Source organism: Enterobacter sp. SCRI0065 (assembly GCF_059766475.1).
The window spans coordinates 851,852-869,520 of the sequence record NZ_JCBAJB010000002.1 but is presented as its reverse complement, the minus strand read 5'-3'; the positions used below and the strand labels follow the sequence as shown (position 1 = coordinate 869,520).

Below are 17,669 nucleotides of genomic sequence, written 5' to 3'. Positions count from 1 at the left end.
TTTCCGAACTACGGGGTATGAAAATGGCACTGGTAAAAACGAGTTTGAAATTGTTTGGCGGGGATACGGTCGTTGTGCGCTGTTCAGAGCGCTGTCACATCCATTTGATGAGCAGCAAAACGCCGAAGACATCGCAGGCTGATATTTTAAGCGTGCAGAATAAAGACAATGCGTGGTTGACGGTGCCATATACCGGCACCTGGGATGTACTGATCGACAGCCACAGCCAGTCGCTAGAACACTCTGTCAGCTACGTTGCAACCTGACAGATAACGTTAACGCCCGGCGAGCATTGCGCTTCCGGGCGATTTTATCAGGCGAATCCCTGACGCAACTGACCTTGAGGAGAGTCACCTTCAATCAACGCCTTCACTTTGCCCACCAGCTCGTTCAGACACTCATCTTTCATCCCTAAACGCGTTAGCTCTTGATCCAGCGAGAAGAGATACTGAGCATTGGTTCCAAGCGGTCCACTTGCGGCAGCAATCAGCGGCGCAATAACCTGCGTGCGGGTGTCGGCCTCATACAGCGGGTGACGCGGGTCCATAATAAAGACCAGCGCGTTGACGGTACGTCCGTCGTCGAGTTCCAGCTTGCACCAGCTCGGCATATAGCAGCCGGTGATCATCTCGCGCTTCCACAGTAGCGCCAGTTCGTCTTCCAGCGTTTCATCCGGCAAGCGATAAGCGACGCCCGTGGTGCGCCCGCCCTCTTTCAGTGCAAGCATCCGTCCCGGCTGACAGGCGCTGCCGCGTCCCGCCGTCAGGCGCAGGCAAAAGGCACGATGCCATCCCGGGAGCGTCCCGGTTGCGGATTCCCTGTATTCCAGAGCAGGGTTCCACATCAGCGAACCATAACCAAATATCCATACCGGGCCTTCATCTGGACGACAGGCAATCGTTGCCGCGAGCGACGCTGCACGTTGTTCGGCCGACCAGAGAAGCGATTCCTCAATAGCACCAAATGCTGTCTTACAATCTGCCTTCATTAAGAAATCACGCGTTAACACTATACACCTCCGCCACTGCTTGCTTCCGTGCGACATCTGTTAGGGCCTTCCCGGCATTTTATTGACTGCTCATTTTGACAGCAGTCAATAAACGATAAGCAATTCACGGGCCAGTTGCAATACAACGAAAGTTCAACCGCCTGAAAAGTCAAAATTCAGGCTGCTAACAATTTGGCTGCTATTGCTTTATCTTTATACCCATCACATGCGCGACTGATGGCGGCTTTATTGAGATACTGAGCATCGGCGGGCAAATCGCTTTTCGCGTTATATGGCATCACTAACCCGTATTTTTGCTTAAAGACAAATGTGGTATACCGCTTTGATCGCTGAAACACGACTCTCGTTAGTGATAAACAGGAATATTCAATTCTATGTTATTTAAACGATATTTAGATTAAAGACACGATTACAGGAACTTTAGTGAGAATTATCCCAGTGACGTAAAATTAAGTAAAAAATTGCTAGTCATTAACCGTTTTCTGTTAGTTTAATGGCCTTTCATTTCTATCTATAATTACAATCATCTGCATTGACGGAGAATCGCATGACAACAACGCAAGAGGCGGTAAAAACCCGCCACAAGGAGACGTCGCTCATCTTCCCGGTAGTGGCACTGGCTGTGCTGTCCTTTTGGGGAAACAGTCAGTCATTGCCAGTGGTCGTTGGGATTAACATTCTTGCCTTAATTGGTATTTTATATAGCGCATTTAGCGTCGTACGCCATGCTGACGTACTGGCTCACCGCCTCGGTGAACCCTATGGCTCACTCATTTTAAGTCTTTCCGTCGTTATCCTTGAAGTCAGCTTAATTTCCGCATTGATGGCTACCGGCGACGCTGCGCCTACGCTGATGCGTGATACCCTCTATTCGATCATTATGATCGTTACCGGCGGTTTAGTTGGTTTCTCACTCTTGCTGGGCGGGCAAAAATTCGCGACCCAGTATATGAATCTGTTTGGTATCAAACAGTATTTGATTGCCCTCTTCCCGCTGGCCATCATCGTGCTGGTCTTCCCAATGGCGCTGCCGGGTGCGAATTTCACCACCGGACAAGCGCTTTTAGTGGCGTTAATTTCCGCGGCGATGTACGGCGTGTTTCTCCTCATTCAAACCAAAACGCACCAGAGCCTGTTCGTCTACGAGCATGAGGACGATGGCGATGACCCGCATCACGGCAAGCCGTCAGCCCATAGCAGCCTGTGGCATACCATTTGGCTGATCGTGCATCTGGTTGCGGTCATTGCTGTTACGAAGATGAACGCGAATCCACTCGAAACCTTACTGACTGAGCTTAATGCGCCGGTCGCCTTTACCGGTTTCCTGGTCGCGTTATTAATTCTGTCACCAGAAGGCTTAGGCGCACTGCGGGCGGTCCTGAATAATCAGGTGCAACGCGCAATGAATTTGTTCTTCGGCTCTGTTCTGGCCACTATCTCACTGACGGTGCCAGTGGTGACGCTGATTGCCTTTATCACCGGCAATGAACTGCACTTTGCGCTGGGCGCGCCAGAGATGATTGTGATGGTCGCTTCTTTGCTGCTGTGTCAGATTTCGTTCTCGACGGGGCGTACCAACGTGCTTAACGGCGCGGCGCATATGGCATTGTTTTTGGCGTATTTGATGACTATATTTGCCTGAGGCGATGGCCCGGCATTGTGACAATAAAAAAACCGCTAATGCGCTGAAGGGCCCCTCAGCGCATTAGCAGGCATAATTATTTTTCATATTTAAGATAAAAATATAAATCATCTGGATAGTGGTTAATCTTGTTTCATAATTAATTACAAAAGCCACCACATTATTGGCGTAATGTTTCTTATTAATTGCATTGCACAACGAATAAGGAAGCACTATGTCATGGAATAAATCTGAAGCCGTTTCTTATGCAAGAATTCATGCACATCATAAAAGTGGCGGTTACTGCGCACGCGCCGTTGCGGCAGCCATCCGTGCGGGTGGTGTAAAAATTGAAGGGGCTAACGGCAGGGACTTCTGGCAATCACTTGAGCGTGCGGGATTTAGTAAAGTTTACGGCACGCCAATTGAGGGTGACGTCGCTGTTATAGATGCGCTACCCATGCCGAATCAATACGGACATGCATGCATCTATGATGGGGCTGGTGTCTGGAACTCCGACTTCAAACAAAACAGTCTCTACCCTGGACCAATTTATCGAAAAATGCAGCCAAAAATCACAATTTACAGGCACTATTAATATGAGAAACGCCTTTTGGATTTTATTCTTGTGTTCCTGCTCAGCCCTTGCCGCGCAGAGAGACCCTGTTGAACGGGCCGTGGAGTTCAATAAATGGTACGTGAATCAGATTAACAATAATGTCTTTCCAATTACCGATAGCAAGGACATTGATAAATACGTCACTGCCTCAACAATGAAGAAACTGAGGCATACTCAGGATGACAATTATGGAGACAAAGGTGAACCGTTTTACGCTGCCGATTTATTTTTAAAAGCGCAAGATATCGGTGACGACTGGCCAAATAACGTCATAGCCATTGCGGGTGATACCGATCCGGTATGCGTCAACATTTATATCGCGTTCGGCAAGAATCGGGATCACACTGTAATTGACTGTATGGTTAAGGAGGATGGCGTATGGAAAGTCCAATCCGTGGCCGGAATGAATATTTCATTTAAGCTGGCGAAAGATCATTAGTGCCAATAAAAAAACCCGCCGAAGCGGGTTTTTTTATTAGTTGCTGGTATCCAGCTCTTCAAAACTCTTAACCAAATCGTCAATCGCTTTGATTTGCTTCAGGAACGGTTCCAGCTTATCCAGCGGCAGTGCCGACGGACCGTCACATTTGGCGTGAGCAGGATCCGGGTGTGCTTCGATAAACAGACCCGCGATACCGGTCGCCATGCCAGCGCGTGCCAGCTCAGTGACCTGCGCACGACGACCGCTTGATGCTGAGCCAAACGGGTCGCGGCACTGCAGGGCGTGAGTCACGTCGAAGATGACAGGTGAATTATTGGAGACTTTCTTCATCACGCCAAAGCCCAGCATGTCGACCACCAGGTTGTCGTAGCCGAAGTTAGCCCCACGGTCACACAGAATAATCTTGTCGTTGCCACCTTCAATAAACTTATCGACGATGTTACCCATCTGGCCAGGGCTGACGAATTGTGGTTTTTTCACGTTGATAACCGCACCGGTTTTCGCCATTGCTTCGACCAGATCGGTCTGACGCGCCAGGAAGGCCGGAAGCTGGATAACGTCTACCACGTCGGCCACAGGCTGAGCCTGAGAGGCTTCGTGTACGTCGGTGATGATTTTCACGCCAAACGTCTGCTTCAGCTCCTGGAAAATCTTCATCCCTTCTTCCAGGCCTGGGCCACGGTAAGAGTTGATAGACGAACGGTTGGCTTTATCAAAAGAGGCTTTAAACACGTACGGGATACCCAGCTTCTGGGTTACGGTCACGTAGTGCTCACAAATGCGCATTGCGAGGTCACGGGATTCCAGAACGTTCATGCCGCCAAACAGCACGAACGGCAGGTCGTTTGCTACCTTGATATCACCAATGCTAACCACTTTTTGTTTCATAGAATCGCCTTATTCAGGTATGAATCGGAATTAAGATTAATGCAGTGTAATCTGTTTATGCGCGATCGAATTGATCTGCGCGCGAATCATTTCGCTAATCGGATCTTCCGGACACTGCTCCACGAAATAGTTCAAATCGTGCAGCGCAACGTGATCGCAATCGAGCTGAGCATAGATAAGGCCACGGTCGCGAATTTCATACGGATCTTCAGGATTGAACTGCAACAGTACTTCGCTGGCGCGTAACGCCAGTTCCATCTGACGCTCTTCCATTAGCGCAGACTTCAGCGTATCCAGCAGTTTGCGGATAACTTCTGCATTATCGGCTTCATCAAGATCTTCGTTGAATAGCTCGGCTACCGGGCCGATATTTCCCTTAAGCCAGACATCAAGCGTATGTTCGTCGAGCGTGTCGCCGTTAAATGGGTTAATCAACCACATCTCACCGTCGAGCCACTCCGCGCGCAAAATCATCTGCGTCGGGAAAATGACCGGAACCAGTGGAATATCCAGACGGTTCGCGACCCACAACAGCACGGCCCCCAAAGCAACAGCGCTGCCCTGACGGTTTTTTAACACCTGATCAAGCCAGAGTGCATCGGAAAGACGGTAGACACCTCGCTTGTCGCAAAAGCCCCATTCGCCGTAAAACAGCTCGATCAGTTTCTCTAACTGCCAGTCCTGCGGACGCGCCTGATTTATCTCTTCGCGCGCCAGACTCACCAGTTTTTCCAGTTCATCGTGGACCCACTGTGACGTAAAATCGTCACGGATCATCTCCGATATCAGGACCATCCCATCACACAGTGGGACTTTATTAAATTCGAAATCGGCTAAGGACCTCATGACTTACCCCAGTAACGGTATTCTAGTGGTGGCGAGTTTAATGATGATGTACAGCACCACCAGACCCAGCAGAAAGGCAATAAACCCCACCTGCTGGCTGCGCGGACGACGTCGTCCAAGCGCGATAAAACCCAAAACGATGTAGATGATAACGCCAAACAGCTTCTCAGTCAGCCATGTGCCTTTATCAGTAAATGGCAGATAGCCGGTTACCCACATCAGACCTGCGCCAGAAAGGAACAACAGGGTATCAATACAGTGCGGAACGACGCGCACCCAGCGGGCGTCTATTAGCGGATTGTGGCTGTAACGCCACCAGTAACGCGCGACGAAGAAGCTGATGGTGAGCGCCACGGCGGCAATGTGTAGCGTGATTAAAACGCTAAACAAATTCATGCCAGCCTTCCCAGCGTCAGGCGATCGTTACCGCCATAGTCCCGACAGGTTTCGACGCCGAGGTAACCCGCGTCGGTAAACCGGGCGCGCACCGCCTCCCCTTGCGTCCAGCCATGTTCAAGCAGTAACCAGCCACCGGAAACCAGATGCTGGCGCGCGGCGGTAATAATATGCTCAATGTCTGCCAGCCCTTCGTTCGCCGCGACCAGCGCCGTGAGCGGCTCAAAACGCACATCGCCCTGCGAAAGATGCGGATCGTGTTCATCGATATACGGCGGATTGCTGACAATCATGTCAAACGGTTGATGGTTCACCGCGCTGAACCAGCTGCTTTGTCGCACCTGGACATTGTTCAGATTAAGGCGTTCCACGTTACGCTTCGCCAGCGCAACCGCATCGGGCATGACGTCTACCGCTATAATCTGGCAATCAGGTCGCTCGCTGGCGAGCGCGAGCGCGATAGCACCCGTACCGGTCCCTAAATCAAGGATTCGGCATGGACCGGCGGGTAAACGCTCCAGCGCCTGTTCAACCAGGCATTCGGTGTCCGGGCGCGGAATTAACGTTGCTGCCGATACGTACAATGGCAGTGACCAGAATTCACGCTCACCGGTGAGGTGCGCCACTGGCTCACCCATTTTCCGACGTGCGAGCAGCGCAGCAAGTTGTTCTTCCTGCGCCGCGCTCAGCGTCGTTTCACCAAAAGCCAAAATGTAGGTGCGCGCTTTTCCCGTGACCAGTTCAAGCAAGATCTCGGCGTCGCGACGCGGGCTTTCACTTTCGGCCAGCTCGCCAATCGCAAAACGCAGCCAGTGCTGAAAATCCATTAGTCCTGATCTGCCAGCGCCGCCAGCTGATCGGCCTGGAATTCCTGGACAATCGGCTCAATCAGAGAATCGAGCTTGCCTTCCATCGTCTCATCCAGACGGTAAACCGTCAGGTTGATGCGGTGATCGGTCACGCGGCCCTGCGGGAAGTTATAGGTACGGTTACGATCGCTGCGATCGCCGCTGCCCAGCAGGTTACGACGCGTTGACGCTTCAGCCTGTTGACGCTTGGCAATTTCAGCCGCGCGGATACGGGAACCCAACACAGACAAGGCTTTCGCTTTGTTTTTATGCTGAGAACGTTCGTCCTGACATTCCACTACGATACCGGTTGGCAAGTGAGTAATACGAATCGCAGAGTCGGTGGTGTTAACGTGCTGACCACCCGCTCCTGACGAACGGAAGGTATCAATGCGCAGTTCAGAAGGGTTGATGTCCGGCAGTTCCGCTTCTGGCAGTTCTGGCATGACCGCTACGGTACAGGCAGAAGTGTGGATACGCCCCTGTGATTCGGTCGCCGGAACGCGCTGTACGCGATGACCACCGGATTCAAACTTCAGTCGGCCATATACACCATCACCGCTTATTTTGGCGATGACCTCTTTATAGCCGCCGTGCTCACCTTCGTTAGCACTGAGGATCTCAACGCGCCAGCGGCGGGATTCAGCATAACGGCTGTACATACGGAACAGATCGCCCGCAAACAGCGCCGCTTCGTCGCCACCTGTACCGGCGCGAACTTCGACAAAGGCGTTTCGCTCGTCATCCGGATCTTTTGGCAGCAGCAGAACCTGGAGCTCTTGCTCCATCGCTTCGGCGCGAGCTTTCGCATCCTGCAACTCTTCCTGCGCCATCTCGCGCATTTCAGGGTCATCAAGCATCATCTGGGCAGTTTCAATATCTTCCTGAACCTGCTGCCAGTTGGTGAAGCAACGTGAAACATCGCTCAGCTGCGCATACTCGCGCGACAGCGCGCGAAAACGATCCTGGTCTGCAATAGTCGCGGCATCGCCGAGCAGGGCCTGAACTTCTTCATGGCGCTCGTGCAGAGCTTCCAGTTTGGCGACGATAGAAGGCTTCATAGGCGTAAAGTGCACCTTGTCATAGAAAATGGGTATGGGGCGCTATTCCAGCCCGAGGCTGTTGCGCAGAATAGTCAGGCGTTCATCATCCCCGTTACGGGCGGCCTGCTGAAGAGATTTGGTTGGTGCATGGATCAGGCGGTTGGTCAGTTTCCATGCCAGATCCTGCATAATGACCTGCGGATCGCCACCCTGAGCCAGGGCCGCCATCGCTTTAGCAGTCAGGTCATCACGCACCTGTTCTGCCTGGCCACGGTATTCACGAATCGTCTCGCTGGCGCTTTGCGCACGCAGCCAGGCCATAAATTCGCTGGATTCCTGCTCAACAATCGTTTCTGCCTGAACCGCCGCCGCTTTGCGCTGCGCGAGGTTGTGCGAAATGATACTTTGCAGATCGTCCACGCTGTAAAGATAGGCGTTTGCCAGTTTGCCGACTTCCGGCTCGACATCGCGCGGTACGGCGATATCCACCAGCAGCATCGGCTGATTGCGACGCGATTTAAGCGCACGCTCCACCATCCCTTTACCAATAATCGGTAGCGGACTGGCGGTAGAACTAATAATGATGTCCGCGTCTTTTAAACGCGCATCGATGTCGCTCAGCGCAATGACTTCTGCACCCACTTCATCGGCCAGTACCTGCGCGCGTTCGCGGGTACGGTTAGCAATAATCATCTGCTTGACTTTGTGTTCACGCAGATGACGGGCCACTAACTCTATGGTTTCGCCCGCGCCGACCAGCAACACGGTCACCGTCGACAGCGATTCAAAGATTTGACGCGCAAGAGTACAGGCTGCGAAAGCAACAGAAACCGCACTGGCACCAATGTCGGTTTCGGTTCGCACACGCTTAGCCACGGAGAAGGATTTCTGGAACATACGCTCCAGTTCGCTGACTTTAAGATGCCCTTTCTGGGAGTCAGCAAAGGCTTTTTTGACTTGACCAAGAATTTGCGGCTCGCCGAGCACCAGTGAATCCAGGCCGCTGGCTACGCGCATCAAATGGCTGACCGCATCGTTATCGTGATGCCAGTACAGGCTACTGCGCAGCTCGTCTTCGTTCAGACCATGGTATTCGCATAACCAGTGAATAAGCGTTTCGTGCAGGTTATCTTTTTCTTCAACGCTCAGATACAGCTCGGTACGGTTGCAGGTTGAGAGCACCACTCCACCTTGCACCATCGGTTGTGCAAGTAAGCTGTCCAACGCCTGGTCGAGCGTATCCGGCGAAAACGTAACGCGTTCTCGCAGCGAAACCGGGGCTGTTTTGTGGTTAATACCGAGTGCTAAAAGGGTCATGTGAGCGGGAGTAGTACCAGCGTTAATAAGGTTAGCAGGTCGCATCATACAGGATGCGTGAGATCAATAAAAGAGACTGCCCCCTTTCGGAGTAATAGGCCTTCCACGCTAATTTCATGATTTAAGACAATATGAACGTAGACGCTCCTCCGCGCTGGCGCTAGCATTAAGGGTTATAACTGCAACGTATCTCAAGGATTTGTCATCATTATGACCCGAATGATTCGCCTGCTGCCGCTGGCTGCTCTGGTGCTTACCGCTTGTTCTATCACGCCCCCAAAAGGTCCAGGGAAAAGCCCTGACTCCCCGCAGTGGCGTCAACATCAACAGGACGTGCGCAGTTTAAGCCAATATCAAACGCGTGGTGCCTTTGCTTATTTATCCGATCAGCAAAAAGTTTACGCTCGCTTTTTCTGGCAGCAAACCGGCCAGGATCGCTACCGTCTGTTGCTGCTGAACCCGCTGGGCAGCACCGAGCTTGAACTGAAAGCGCAACCGGGTGAAGCGCAGATTACCGATAATAAAGGCCAAACTTATACGGGGACCGACGCGGAAGAGATGATTGGCAAATTGACCGGAATGCCGATTCCGATTAACAGCCTGCGTCAATGGATACTGGGGCTACCAGGTGAGGCAACCGACTATACGCTCGACGATAAGTATCGCCTGAGCGAAATACACTACACTCAAAACGGTAAAACGTGGAAAGTGGTGTACGGGGGTTATGACAGTAACAGTCAACCCGCCTTGCCATCTAATATGGAACTCACCGAAGGCAGCCAGCGTATTAAGCTGAAAATGGATAACTGGATCGTCAAATGATGAGCCAATGGCCCTCTCCGGCGAAGTTAAACCTGTTTTTATATATTACCGGGCAACGCGCTGACGGTTATCACACGCTGCAAACCTTATTTCAGTTTGTGGATTATGGTGACACGATTTTTATTGAGCCACGCGGTGACGGGCAAATTCATCTGCTGACGCCCGTTGAAGGCGTGGCAAGTGAAGACAACCTGATCGTGCGTGCCGCGCGATTGCTCATGAAGGCTGCGGCTGAATCTGGCCGTTTACCTGAAGGCAGCGGTGCTGATATTCGCATTGAGAAACGTTTGCCAATGGGCGGCGGTCTGGGGGGCGGGTCATCAAACGCAGCCACGATGCTTGTCGCGCTTAACCATCTTTGGGGCTGTGGGTTATCAACGGATGAACTGGCCCATCTCGGCCTTGCGCTGGGAGCGGATGTTCCCGTGTTCGTCCGGGGTCATGCCGCCTTTGCCGAAGGCGTCGGTGAAATTCTCACGCCAGCAGAACCGGAAGAAAAATGGTATTTGGTGGCTCATCCCGGCGTAAGTATCCCTACCCCATTGATTTTTAAGGATCCGGAGCTGCCGCGCAATACACCAGTACGGTCAATAGAAACGTTATTAAAGTGTGAATTCAGCAACGATTGCGAGGTTATCGCAAGAAAACGTTTTCGTAAGGTTGATGCGGCGCTTTCCTGGCTGTTAGAATACGCGCCGTCGCGCCTGACTGGCACAGGTGCTTGTGTCTTTGCTGAATTTGACACTGAGCCCGCCGCACGTCAGGTGCTAGAGCAAGCCCCGGAATGGCTGCATGGTTTTGTAGCACGTGGGATGAACACTTCCCCACTACAGCAAGCCATTCTGGCGCAGACTGAGTTTCGGTGACAACGTCACCCTGTTCCAGACGTTGCATCGCGCTCTTTAATACACCGCCTGGATAGCATTTCGCTTAGGCCCCGCAGTTTGCGGCGAATGCTATCCACCATTGGACGCATGCCTGAGGTTCTTCTCGTGCCTGATATGAAGCTTTTTGCTGGTAACGCCACCCCGGAACTAGCACAACGTATTGCCAACCGCCTGTACACTTCCCTCGGCGACGCCGCTGTAGGTCGCTTTAGCGACGGCGAAGTCAGCGTACAAATTAACGAAAATGTACGCGGTGGTGATATTTTCATCATCCAGTCCACCTGTGCTCCAACTAACGACAACCTCATGGAATTGGTTGTTATGGTCGACGCCCTGCGCCGTGCTTCCGCAGGCCGTATCACGGCAGTTATTCCTTACTTTGGTTATGCCCGTCAGGACCGTCGCGTCCGTTCCGCGCGTGTGCCTATCACCGCTAAAGTGGTTGCTGATTTCCTGTCAAGCGTAGGCGTAGACCGCGTTCTGACCGTTGACCTGCACGCTGAACAGATCCAGGGCTTCTTCGACGTTCCCGTTGATAACGTATTCGGCAGCCCAATCCTGCTCGAAGACATGCTGCAACTGAATCTGGACAACCCGATTGTGGTTTCTCCAGATATTGGCGGTGTGGTTCGTGCTCGTGCGATTGCTAAACTGCTCAACGATACCGACATGGCTATCATCGATAAACGCCGTCCGCGCGCTAACGTCTCTCAGGTGATGCACATCATCGGTGACGTCGCTGGCCGTGACTGTGTGCTGGTTGATGACATGATCGATACTGGCGGTACACTGTGTAAAGCCGCTGAAGCGCTGAAAGAACGTGGCGCTAAGCGCGTATTTGCCTACGCGACACACCCAATCTTCTCGGGTAATGCGGTTAATAATCTGCGCAACTCCGTCATTGATGAAGTGGTGGTTTGCGATACCATTCCGTTAAGCGAAGAGATCAAAGCGCTGCCAAACGTGCGTACTTTGACCCTGTCCGGAATGTTGGCCGAAGCGATTCGTCGTATCAGCAACGAAGAATCAATCTCTGCAATGTTCGAACACTAATCGAACACGGCCCAAAAACCCGCTGCGGCGGGTTTTTTTGTCTCTGACTTTTATTTGTATGATTAATGCCAACTTCACCTGCCATTCATATGACAGATGATGCGCTCACGGATGAAGATAATTGTGAAAAACCTAGCAAACTCACATGTTCTGCCCTTTCGCGCCCTCATCGACGCCTGCTGGAAAGAGAAATACACCTCATCACGTTTCCTCCGTGATGTCATTGCCGGGATAACCGTTGGGATCATTGCGATTCCGCTGGCGATGGCGCTGGCCATCGGAAGTGGCGTTCCACCACAATACGGGCTTTATACCTCGGCAGTCGCGGGTATTGTCATTGCTCTGACGGGCGGTTCACGCTTTAGCGTTTCGGGGCCGACGGCCGCCTTTGTGGTCATTCTCTATCCGGTTTCACAGCAGTTTGGGCTGGCGGGGCTATTGGTCGCGACGTTGATGTCGGGCGTCTTTTTGATCTTATTCGGTCTGGCGCGTTTCGGCAGGCTTATCGAATACATCCCCCTTTCCGTGACGCTCGGATTTACGTCCGGGATTGGTATTACCATCGGGACGATGCAAATCAAGGATTTCCTTGGCCTGCACCTCACCCATGTCCCCGAACATTATCTGCAAAAGGTTGGCGCTCTGTTTATGGCCTTGCCGAGCGCAAATATGGGTGATGCGGCAATCGGCATCGTGACGCTGGGGACGTTGATCCTTTGGCCGCGACTGGGCATTCGCCTGCCGGGCCATTTACCGGCGTTGCTATTGGGCTGCGCGGTGATGGGCGTAGTAAATCTGCTGGGCGGACAGGTGGCAACCATTGGCTCGCAGTTCCACTACATTCTGGCGGATGGCTCTCAGGGCAACGGTATCCCACAGCTTTTACCGCAGCTGGTGCTGCCATGGGATATGCCAGGCTCCAACTTCACGCTGAGCTGGGATTCCCTGCGCGCACTGTTGCCTGCGGCCTTCTCGATGGCGATGCTCGGTGCCATCGAATCGTTGCTCTGCGCGGTCGTGCTCGACGGAATGACCGGCACTAAGCATAAAGCCAACGGTGAACTGGTCGGTCAGGGGTTGGGGAATATTATCGCGCCATTCTTTGGCGGTATTACCGCGACCGCTGCGATTGCCCGTTCAGCGGCCAACGTCCGCGCGGGGGCGACGTCTCCTGTATCGGCGGTGATCCACTCTCTGCTGGTTATCCTGGCGTTACTGGCGCTCGCTCCGCTGCTCTCCTGGCTGCCCCTCTCCGCAATGGCCGCCCTGCTGCTGATGGTTGCCTGGAACATGAGCGAGGCGCATAAGGTCGTGCATCTGCTGCGACGTGCGCCAAAAGACGACATCATCGTGATGTTAATCTGCATGTCACTGACGGTGTTGTTCGATATGGTCATTGCGATTAGCGTTGGGATCGTCCTCGCGTCGCTGCTGTTTATGCGCCGGATTGCCCAGATGACCCGCCTCGCCCCGGTTAACGTTGAGGTACCTGACGACGTGCTGGTGTTGCGCGTGATTGGCCCGCTGTTTTTTGCTGCCGCCGAAGGATTGTTTAGCGATCTTGAGTCTCGTATTGGCGGGAAGCGGATTGTGGTACTGAAATGGGATGCCGTTCCGGTGCTCGATGCGGGTGGTCTGGATGCTTTCCAGCGCTTTGTTCAACGCCTGCCGGAAGGCTGTGAACTGAGAGTAAGTAATCTGGAGTTCCAGCCACTGCGCACCATGGCCCGCGCGGGCGTGCAACCTATTCCAGGTCGTCTTGCATTCTATCCAAACCGCGAGGCCGCACTGGCCGATCTGTGATGACCAGAGCAACATAAAAAAACGACTCCGAAAGGAGTCGTTCATTGCGTTTATCGTTGCGCGACACTAGCTGGGTTTATGCTGATCGCGGCGACAGCGTTTATCATAGTGGCGCACCCACCAGTATCTGTCGCTAACTTGTTCATGGCCGCTGATACGCGCACCGGCCAGCCACAATACCGCGCCTAAAAAAATGCTTAAAATTGCGCCATGCGCAAAATATTGCGGCAAATCGAGCTGCGGCAGCTGGTTTAGAATTGAATAACCCACGCCTGCTACCATGACGAACAGGCCTAATCCCATTAGCACGTTACCGAGTCTTGAAGCGTTTTTGCGTTTCATGTGTCACCTCCGGAACCTGGGTTTAAGGGAAAAATGTCCCTAATCCTTGTGTGTAAAGTATAGACAACGCCCCTTTTATGAGTTGCGTGAATGATCACATTAATGACCACCGTCACGACAAAAGTTTACAAATAAGCACCTGAACAACATGAAATTCTAATGATTCAGATAAGTAATTATTCATATCTCTCCATTCCTCACGCAGAATTTTGTCAAGCGGCGCAGCAACCAGTAAACTACGCGCCAGTTCTGGAACTCTTTAGGAAATGAAACGTGACGATTAAACTGATTGTCGGCCTCGCCAACCCAGGTGCGGAATATGCGGCAACTCGCCATAACGCGGGTGCCTGGTTTGTCGATCTGCTGTCCGAGCGGTTACGAGCCCCCCTGCGTGAAGAACCGAAATTCTTTGGTTATACCTCGCGTATTAACCTGGCCGGTGCCGACGTTCGCCTGCTTGTACCGACGACGTTTATGAATTTAAGCGGTAAAGCCGTTGCCGCGATGGCCACGTTTTATCGCATCAACCCTGATGAAATTTTGGTCGCGCACGATGAGCTGGATTTACCGCCCGGCGTGGCAAAATTTAAACTGGGTGGCGGTCACGGCGGGCATAATGGCCTGAAGGACATCATCAGCAAACTCGGCAATAACCCGAACTTTCACCGTTTACGCGTCGGAATTGGTCATCCGGGCGATAAAAACAAGGTTGTTGGATTTGTATTGGGTAAACCGCCCGCTTCCGAACAGAAGCTCATTGACGAAGCGGTAGATGAATCGGTGCGCTGTACTGAGATCTGGCTGCAAGATGGATTAACCAAAGCCACTAACCGTTTACATGCTTTTAAAGCGCAGTAACGGGGCAATAAGGCATTTTTACCGCGCGTGATGCAGGTTACGTGTATAATAGGCAAAGTTATTTACTTTTCTTCAATCGGTTAATGCTAACGGGTTGAATATCAAGATATTAAGGTGATCTAGAGATGGGATTTAAATGCGGTATCGTTGGTCTGCCAAACGTTGGCAAATCCACCCTGTTTAACGCGCTGACTAAAGCGGGCATCGAAGCAGCTAACTTCCCGTTCTGTACCATCGAGCCAAACACCGGTGTCGTACCGATGCCTGACCCTCGTCTGGATCAGCTGGCGGAAATCGTCAAACCGCAGCGTATCCTGCCAACCACCATGGAATTCGTGGATATCGCAGGCCTGGTCAAAGGCGCATCAAAAGGTGAAGGTTTGGGTAACCAGTTCCTGACCAACATCCGTGAGACCGAAGCAATTGGCCACGTTGTGCGTTGCTTTGAAAACGACAACATCATCCACGTGAACAACAAAGTGGATCCGGCTGACGATATCGACGTCATCAATACCGAGCTGGCACTGTCCGATCTTGAGACCTGTGAACGTGCCCTGCACCGCGTGCAGAAGCGTGCCAAAGGCGGCGACAAAGACGCGAAAGCAGAACAAGCCGCGCTGGAAAAATGTCTGCCTCAACTCGAAAACGCGGGCATGCTGCGCTCGCTGACAAACCTGACGGAAGAAGACAAGGCTGCCATCAAATACCTGAGCTTCCTGACGCTAAAACCAACCATGTACATCGCAAACGTCAATGAAGACGGTTTCGAGAACAACCCTTACCTGGACAAAGTGCGTGAAATCGCCGCCGGAGAAGGTTCTGTCGTGGTTGCTGTCTGTGCTGCCGTTGAATCTGATATCGCCGAACTGGACGATGCCGACCGCGAAGAATTCATGGCTGAACTGGGCATCGAAGAACCCGGCCTGAACCGTGTCATCCGCGCAGGCTACGAACTTCTGAATCTGCAAACTTACTTCACCGCTGGCGTAAAAGAAGTCCGCGCATGGACCATCCCGGTTGGCGCAACCGCACCACAGGCTGCCGGTAAAATCCACACCGACTTCGAAAAAGGCTTTATCCGCGCGCAGACTATCGCGTTTGAAGACTTCATCACCTACAAAGGTGAGCAAGGCGCAAAAGAAGCCGGCAAGATGCGTGCAGAAGGCAAAGACTATATCGTCAAAGATGGCGACGTGATGAACTTCTTGTTCAACGTCTAAGCGCTCCCCGCAAATAAAAAATCCACGCCTTAGCGTGGATTTTTTTTAGTCTATTTTCCTGCCCTTCACCACAACGTGGTGCGTTGCGGCAGCCCGAGGGTGGATAAAGAAATGCCCCTCCGGTGCCGACGCTTTGGTTAGCGGCTCAAGCGTCAAACCAGCTACAGCATTGCGTTTGTCATGAGTAGCATAAATGATAAACGGAATTGCCAGCACAATCAGGAAGCTCACCACCAGTACCCCGGTGTAGATATCGTTAGCATCGCCACCCGGCAGCCCGGTCGGCGGGAAGAACGAGACCACGAACGCCACTATCGAAGAGATCAAACCAATCAACGCTACGGTGACTTTCACCCTGTTACCACCGGGAATATTAAAGCTGCGCTTATTTTGCGGCTGCTTGCGGATGAGCTGAATATAGCCCATGAAAAGCATGATATAGCTACACAGATAAATCACTACGGTCAGCGCCAGCGCAATCAGGAACGACATATTATTACCCCCGCCGGTATTGGTCAGCACAACCAGCGCAATAGAGGTAATCACCAGTTGCGAAATAACCAGGGCAACCGGCACGCCGTTTTTGTTCATTCTGGCAAATCGTGCGGGCAGAATACCTTTCTGCGCTGTCACCAGCATTCCGCGAGAAGGCCCGACGATCCATGCTGAGATTTCTGCCAGTACGCCCAACAGCAGTAGCGCCGCGATACCACGAATCGCCCATTCAAATCCCAGACCAAAATGATTAATCAGTACGGTAAAGGTCTGCATGACGCCTGCGGAAAGATTAATCTCGGCGCGAGGAATCACCGCAGCGATGGCCAAACCGCCAATCGAGCTTAGCGCAATAGCCGCAACCATCAGCAGCAGCATCGCCAGCGGGTAGTCCCGACCGGGGTTTTTCATCTCGTTAACGTGGGTAGCCGAGGCTTCGACGCCCATATAGCTCAGGATAAATGCCACAAAGACGACGAGCGTTCCTACCTGGGTAACGTTCGGGAAGAACGTGGCCTCATCCATTTTAATCGCAATGGGCGCACCGGAATGCAGGTAAGAAACAGACAGAACAACCAGTATCGCCGCAGGCAATAAGATCCCGGCAAAGAAACCGATCTTCGCAATTCGCGCGGTATTTTTGGTGCCACCGAACTGGGTAAATGCCAGGCCCCACAGGATAATTAACCCCACAATGCTTTTCACTACCGGATCCTGGTTAAGCTCGGGCCATTTCAAAATATACGAGAGTGCGCCCAGCACGAAGTAAAGCATCGGAATAAACCCGATAGCAATCTGGAGATAGCCAAACGATATCGCCGCGAATCCCCATTTTTCACCCAGCGTTTTAGACACCCAGGTAAACACCCCGCCCTCCTGCCAACCGTCAACGGTTGCCATCTCTGCGGCGCACAGGCCAACGGGAATAAACCACAGAAGCCCGCCCAACAGCAGAAAGAAAATCAGGGAAAAACCGGACGTTGCGAACGTAGGGTATTCATAAACGGCCATCACCATCGACGCGGTAATAGCAAAAAAACCAAAAAGCGTAAGCTGCTTTGGCGCGGCTTGAGTTTGTATACTCGCCATAGCGTTCTCCTGAGAATAAATTTGACGCAGTAAGCCGTCCGGGCAACGGTATCCGCCGCCCGATAACGATA

The 17,669-nt window shown here is 52.4% G+C and carries 19 protein-coding genes; 10 read left to right on the top strand and 9 right to left on the bottom strand.

The annotated features are described in order from the left end of the window. Positions 1–23 precede the first annotated feature (23 nt). Complete coding sequence (locus AC6EMZ_RS09990) at positions 24–266, top strand: hypothetical protein (RefSeq protein WP_498402323.1); 243 nt, start codon at positions 24–26, stop codon at positions 264–266. A 47-nt stretch (positions 267–313) separates the two neighbouring features. Here the strand turns inward: AC6EMZ_RS09990 and AC6EMZ_RS09985 are convergent, their stop codons facing one another. Beyond that, entirely contained in the window at positions 314–1,009 is a 696-nt protein-coding gene (locus AC6EMZ_RS09985) for a gamma-glutamylcyclotransferase (protein WP_498402272.1), read from the bottom strand. Between the two features lie 547 nt (positions 1,010–1,556). Between AC6EMZ_RS09985 and chaA the strand changes: the two genes are divergently transcribed. The 3 genes from chaA (at position 1,557) to AC6EMZ_RS09970 (ending at position 3,688) form a co-directional block, all read left to right on the top strand. Then, positions 1,557–2,651: a sodium-potassium/proton antiporter ChaA gene (chaA, locus tag AC6EMZ_RS09980; protein ID WP_498402271.1), complete on the top strand. Its 1,095-nt coding sequence runs from the start codon at positions 1,557–1,559 to the stop codon at positions 2,649–2,651. Positions 2,652–2,865: 214 nt separating this feature from the next. Continuing rightward, positions 2,866–3,228, top strand: coding sequence for a CHAP domain-containing protein (locus tag AC6EMZ_RS09975; protein ID WP_498402270.1), 363 nt, complete (start codon positions 2,866–2,868; stop codon positions 3,226–3,228). 1 nt (position 3,229) lies between these two features. Beyond that, positions 3,230–3,688 (top strand): DUF3828 domain-containing protein, encoded by a 459-nt coding sequence (locus tag AC6EMZ_RS09970; protein ID WP_498402269.1) that lies wholly within the window; start codon positions 3,230–3,232, stop codon positions 3,686–3,688. A gap of 36 nt (positions 3,689–3,724) precedes the next feature. On the opposite strand, the gene kdsA is transcribed toward AC6EMZ_RS09970, so the two are convergent. From kdsA to hemA, 6 genes are read right to left on the bottom strand one after another with little or no spacing between them, the layout of a single operon-like run. Further along, on the bottom strand, positions 3,725–4,579 hold the full coding sequence (kdsA, locus tag AC6EMZ_RS09965; protein WP_498402268.1) for a 3-deoxy-8-phosphooctulonate synthase: 855 nt from the start codon (positions 4,577–4,579) through the stop codon (positions 3,725–3,727). A gap of 36 nt (positions 4,580–4,615) precedes the next feature. Next, positions 4,616–5,425 (bottom strand): invasion regulator SirB1, encoded by an 810-nt coding sequence (sirB1, locus tag AC6EMZ_RS09960; protein ID WP_498402267.1) that lies wholly within the window; start codon positions 5,423–5,425, stop codon positions 4,616–4,618. Between the two features lie 3 nt (positions 5,426–5,428). Continuing rightward, on the bottom strand, positions 5,429–5,821 hold the full coding sequence (gene sirB2, locus AC6EMZ_RS09955; protein WP_498402266.1) for an invasion regulator SirB2: 393 nt from the start codon (positions 5,819–5,821) through the stop codon (positions 5,429–5,431). After that, positions 5,818–6,648, bottom strand: a complete 831-nt coding sequence (gene prmC, locus AC6EMZ_RS09950) for a peptide chain release factor N(5)-glutamine methyltransferase (protein ID WP_498402265.1) — start codon at positions 6,646–6,648, stop codon at positions 5,818–5,820. The genes sirB2 and prmC overlap by 4 nt, the downstream gene beginning before the upstream one ends. Beyond that, a complete protein-coding gene (gene prfA / locus AC6EMZ_RS09945) occupies positions 6,648–7,730 on the bottom strand; it encodes a peptide chain release factor 1 (RefSeq protein WP_498402264.1) in 1,083 nt (360 codons plus the stop codon). The genes prmC and prfA overlap by 1 nt, the downstream gene beginning before the upstream one ends. Positions 7,731–7,772: 42 nt before the next feature. Further along, positions 7,773–9,029 carry a glutamyl-tRNA reductase gene (hemA, locus tag AC6EMZ_RS09940; protein ID WP_498402263.1) on the bottom strand — a complete coding sequence of 419 codons (1,257 nt, stop codon included), beginning with the start codon at positions 9,027–9,029 and terminating at the stop codon, positions 7,773–7,775. Between the two features lie 210 nt (positions 9,030–9,239). Between hemA and lolB the strand changes: the two genes are divergently transcribed. The 4 genes from lolB (at position 9,240) to dauA (ending at position 13,594) form a co-directional block, all read left to right on the top strand. Next, positions 9,240–9,851: a lipoprotein insertase outer membrane protein LolB gene (gene lolB / locus AC6EMZ_RS09935; RefSeq protein WP_498402262.1), complete on the top strand. Its 612-nt coding sequence runs from the start codon at positions 9,240–9,242 to the stop codon at positions 9,849–9,851. Next, positions 9,848–10,717, top strand: a complete 870-nt coding sequence (ispE, locus tag AC6EMZ_RS09930; RefSeq protein ID WP_498402261.1) for a 4-(cytidine 5'-diphospho)-2-C-methyl-D-erythritol kinase — start codon at positions 9,848–9,850, stop codon at positions 10,715–10,717. The genes lolB and ispE overlap by 4 nt, the downstream gene beginning before the upstream one ends. 126 nt (positions 10,718–10,843) lie before the next feature. Then, the gene (gene prs / locus AC6EMZ_RS09925) at positions 10,844–11,791 is read left to right on the top strand and encodes a ribose-phosphate diphosphokinase (RefSeq protein WP_012017724.1); all 948 of its coding nucleotides are present in this window, start codon (positions 10,844–10,846) and stop codon (positions 11,789–11,791) included. A 123-nt stretch (positions 11,792–11,914) separates the two neighbouring features. After that, positions 11,915–13,594 (top strand): C4-dicarboxylic acid transporter DauA, encoded by a 1,680-nt coding sequence (gene dauA, locus AC6EMZ_RS09920; protein WP_498402260.1) that lies wholly within the window; start codon positions 11,915–11,917, stop codon positions 13,592–13,594. A 66-nt stretch (positions 13,595–13,660) separates the two neighbouring features. Here the strand turns inward: dauA and ychH are convergent, their stop codons facing one another. Further along, complete coding sequence (gene ychH / locus AC6EMZ_RS09915; RefSeq protein WP_498402259.1) at positions 13,661–13,936, bottom strand: stress-induced protein YchH; 276 nt, start codon at positions 13,934–13,936, stop codon at positions 13,661–13,663. 273 nt (positions 13,937–14,209) lie between these two features. Here ychH and pth point away from each other — a divergent pair, with 273 nt between their 5' ends. Together pth and ychF are read left to right on the top strand one after the other, a co-directional pair. Then, positions 14,210–14,794: an aminoacyl-tRNA hydrolase gene (pth, locus tag AC6EMZ_RS09910; RefSeq protein ID WP_498402258.1), complete on the top strand. Its 585-nt coding sequence runs from the start codon at positions 14,210–14,212 to the stop codon at positions 14,792–14,794. A 125-nt stretch (positions 14,795–14,919) separates the two neighbouring features. Further along, positions 14,920–16,014, top strand: coding sequence for a redox-regulated ATPase YchF (gene ychF, locus AC6EMZ_RS09905; protein ID WP_498402257.1), 1,095 nt, complete (start codon positions 14,920–14,922; stop codon positions 16,012–16,014). 45 nt (positions 16,015–16,059) lie between these two features. Here ychF and gadC read toward each other — a convergent pair whose 3' ends face one another. After that, complete coding sequence (gene gadC, locus AC6EMZ_RS09900; protein WP_498402256.1) at positions 16,060–17,598, bottom strand: glutamate/gamma-aminobutyrate antiporter; 1,539 nt, start codon at positions 17,596–17,598, stop codon at positions 16,060–16,062. Positions 17,599–17,669 lie beyond the last annotated feature (71 nt).

Bases quoted from the DNA above. Each gene is read 5' to 3' on its own strand.
- AC6EMZ_RS09990 (WP_498402323.1), top strand. From the start codon at position 24: ATGGCACTGGTAAAAACGAGTTTGAAATTGTTTGGCGGGGATACGGTC.
- chaA (WP_498402271.1), top strand. From the start codon at position 1,557: ATGACAACAACGCAAGAGGCGGTAAAAACCCGCCACAAGGAGACGTCG.
- AC6EMZ_RS09975 (WP_498402270.1), top strand. From the start codon at position 2,866: ATGTCATGGAATAAATCTGAAGCCGTTTCTTATGCAAGAATTCATGCA.
- AC6EMZ_RS09970 (WP_498402269.1), top strand. From the start codon at position 3,230: ATGAGAAACGCCTTTTGGATTTTATTCTTGTGTTCCTGCTCAGCCCTT.
- kdsA (WP_498402268.1), bottom strand. From the start codon at position 4,579: ATGAAACAAAAAGTGGTTAGCATTGGTGATATCAAGGTAGCAAACGAC.
- sirB1 (WP_498402267.1), bottom strand. From the start codon at position 5,425: ATGAGGTCCTTAGCCGATTTCGAATTTAATAAAGTCCCACTGTGTGAT.
- sirB2 (WP_498402266.1), bottom strand. From the start codon at position 5,821: ATGAATTTGTTTAGCGTTTTAATCACGCTACACATTGCCGCCGTGGCG.
- prmC (WP_498402265.1), bottom strand. From the start codon at position 6,648: ATGGATTTTCAGCACTGGCTGCGTTTTGCGATTGGCGAGCTGGCCGAA.
- prfA (WP_498402264.1), bottom strand. From the start codon at position 7,730: ATGAAGCCTTCTATCGTCGCCAAACTGGAAGCTCTGCACGAGCGCCAT.
- hemA (WP_498402263.1), bottom strand. From the start codon at position 9,029: ATGACCCTTTTAGCACTCGGTATTAACCACAAAACAGCCCCGGTTTCG.
- lolB (WP_498402262.1), top strand. From the start codon at position 9,240: ATGACCCGAATGATTCGCCTGCTGCCGCTGGCTGCTCTGGTGCTTACC.
- ispE (WP_498402261.1), top strand. From the start codon at position 9,848: ATGATGAGCCAATGGCCCTCTCCGGCGAAGTTAAACCTGTTTTTATAT.
- ychH (WP_498402259.1), bottom strand. From the start codon at position 13,936: ATGAAACGCAAAAACGCTTCAAGACTCGGTAACGTGCTAATGGGATTA.
- ychF (WP_498402257.1), top strand. From the start codon at position 14,920: ATGGGATTTAAATGCGGTATCGTTGGTCTGCCAAACGTTGGCAAATCC.
- gadC (WP_498402256.1), bottom strand. From the start codon at position 17,598: ATGGCGAGTATACAAACTCAAGCCGCGCCAAAGCAGCTTACGCTTTTT.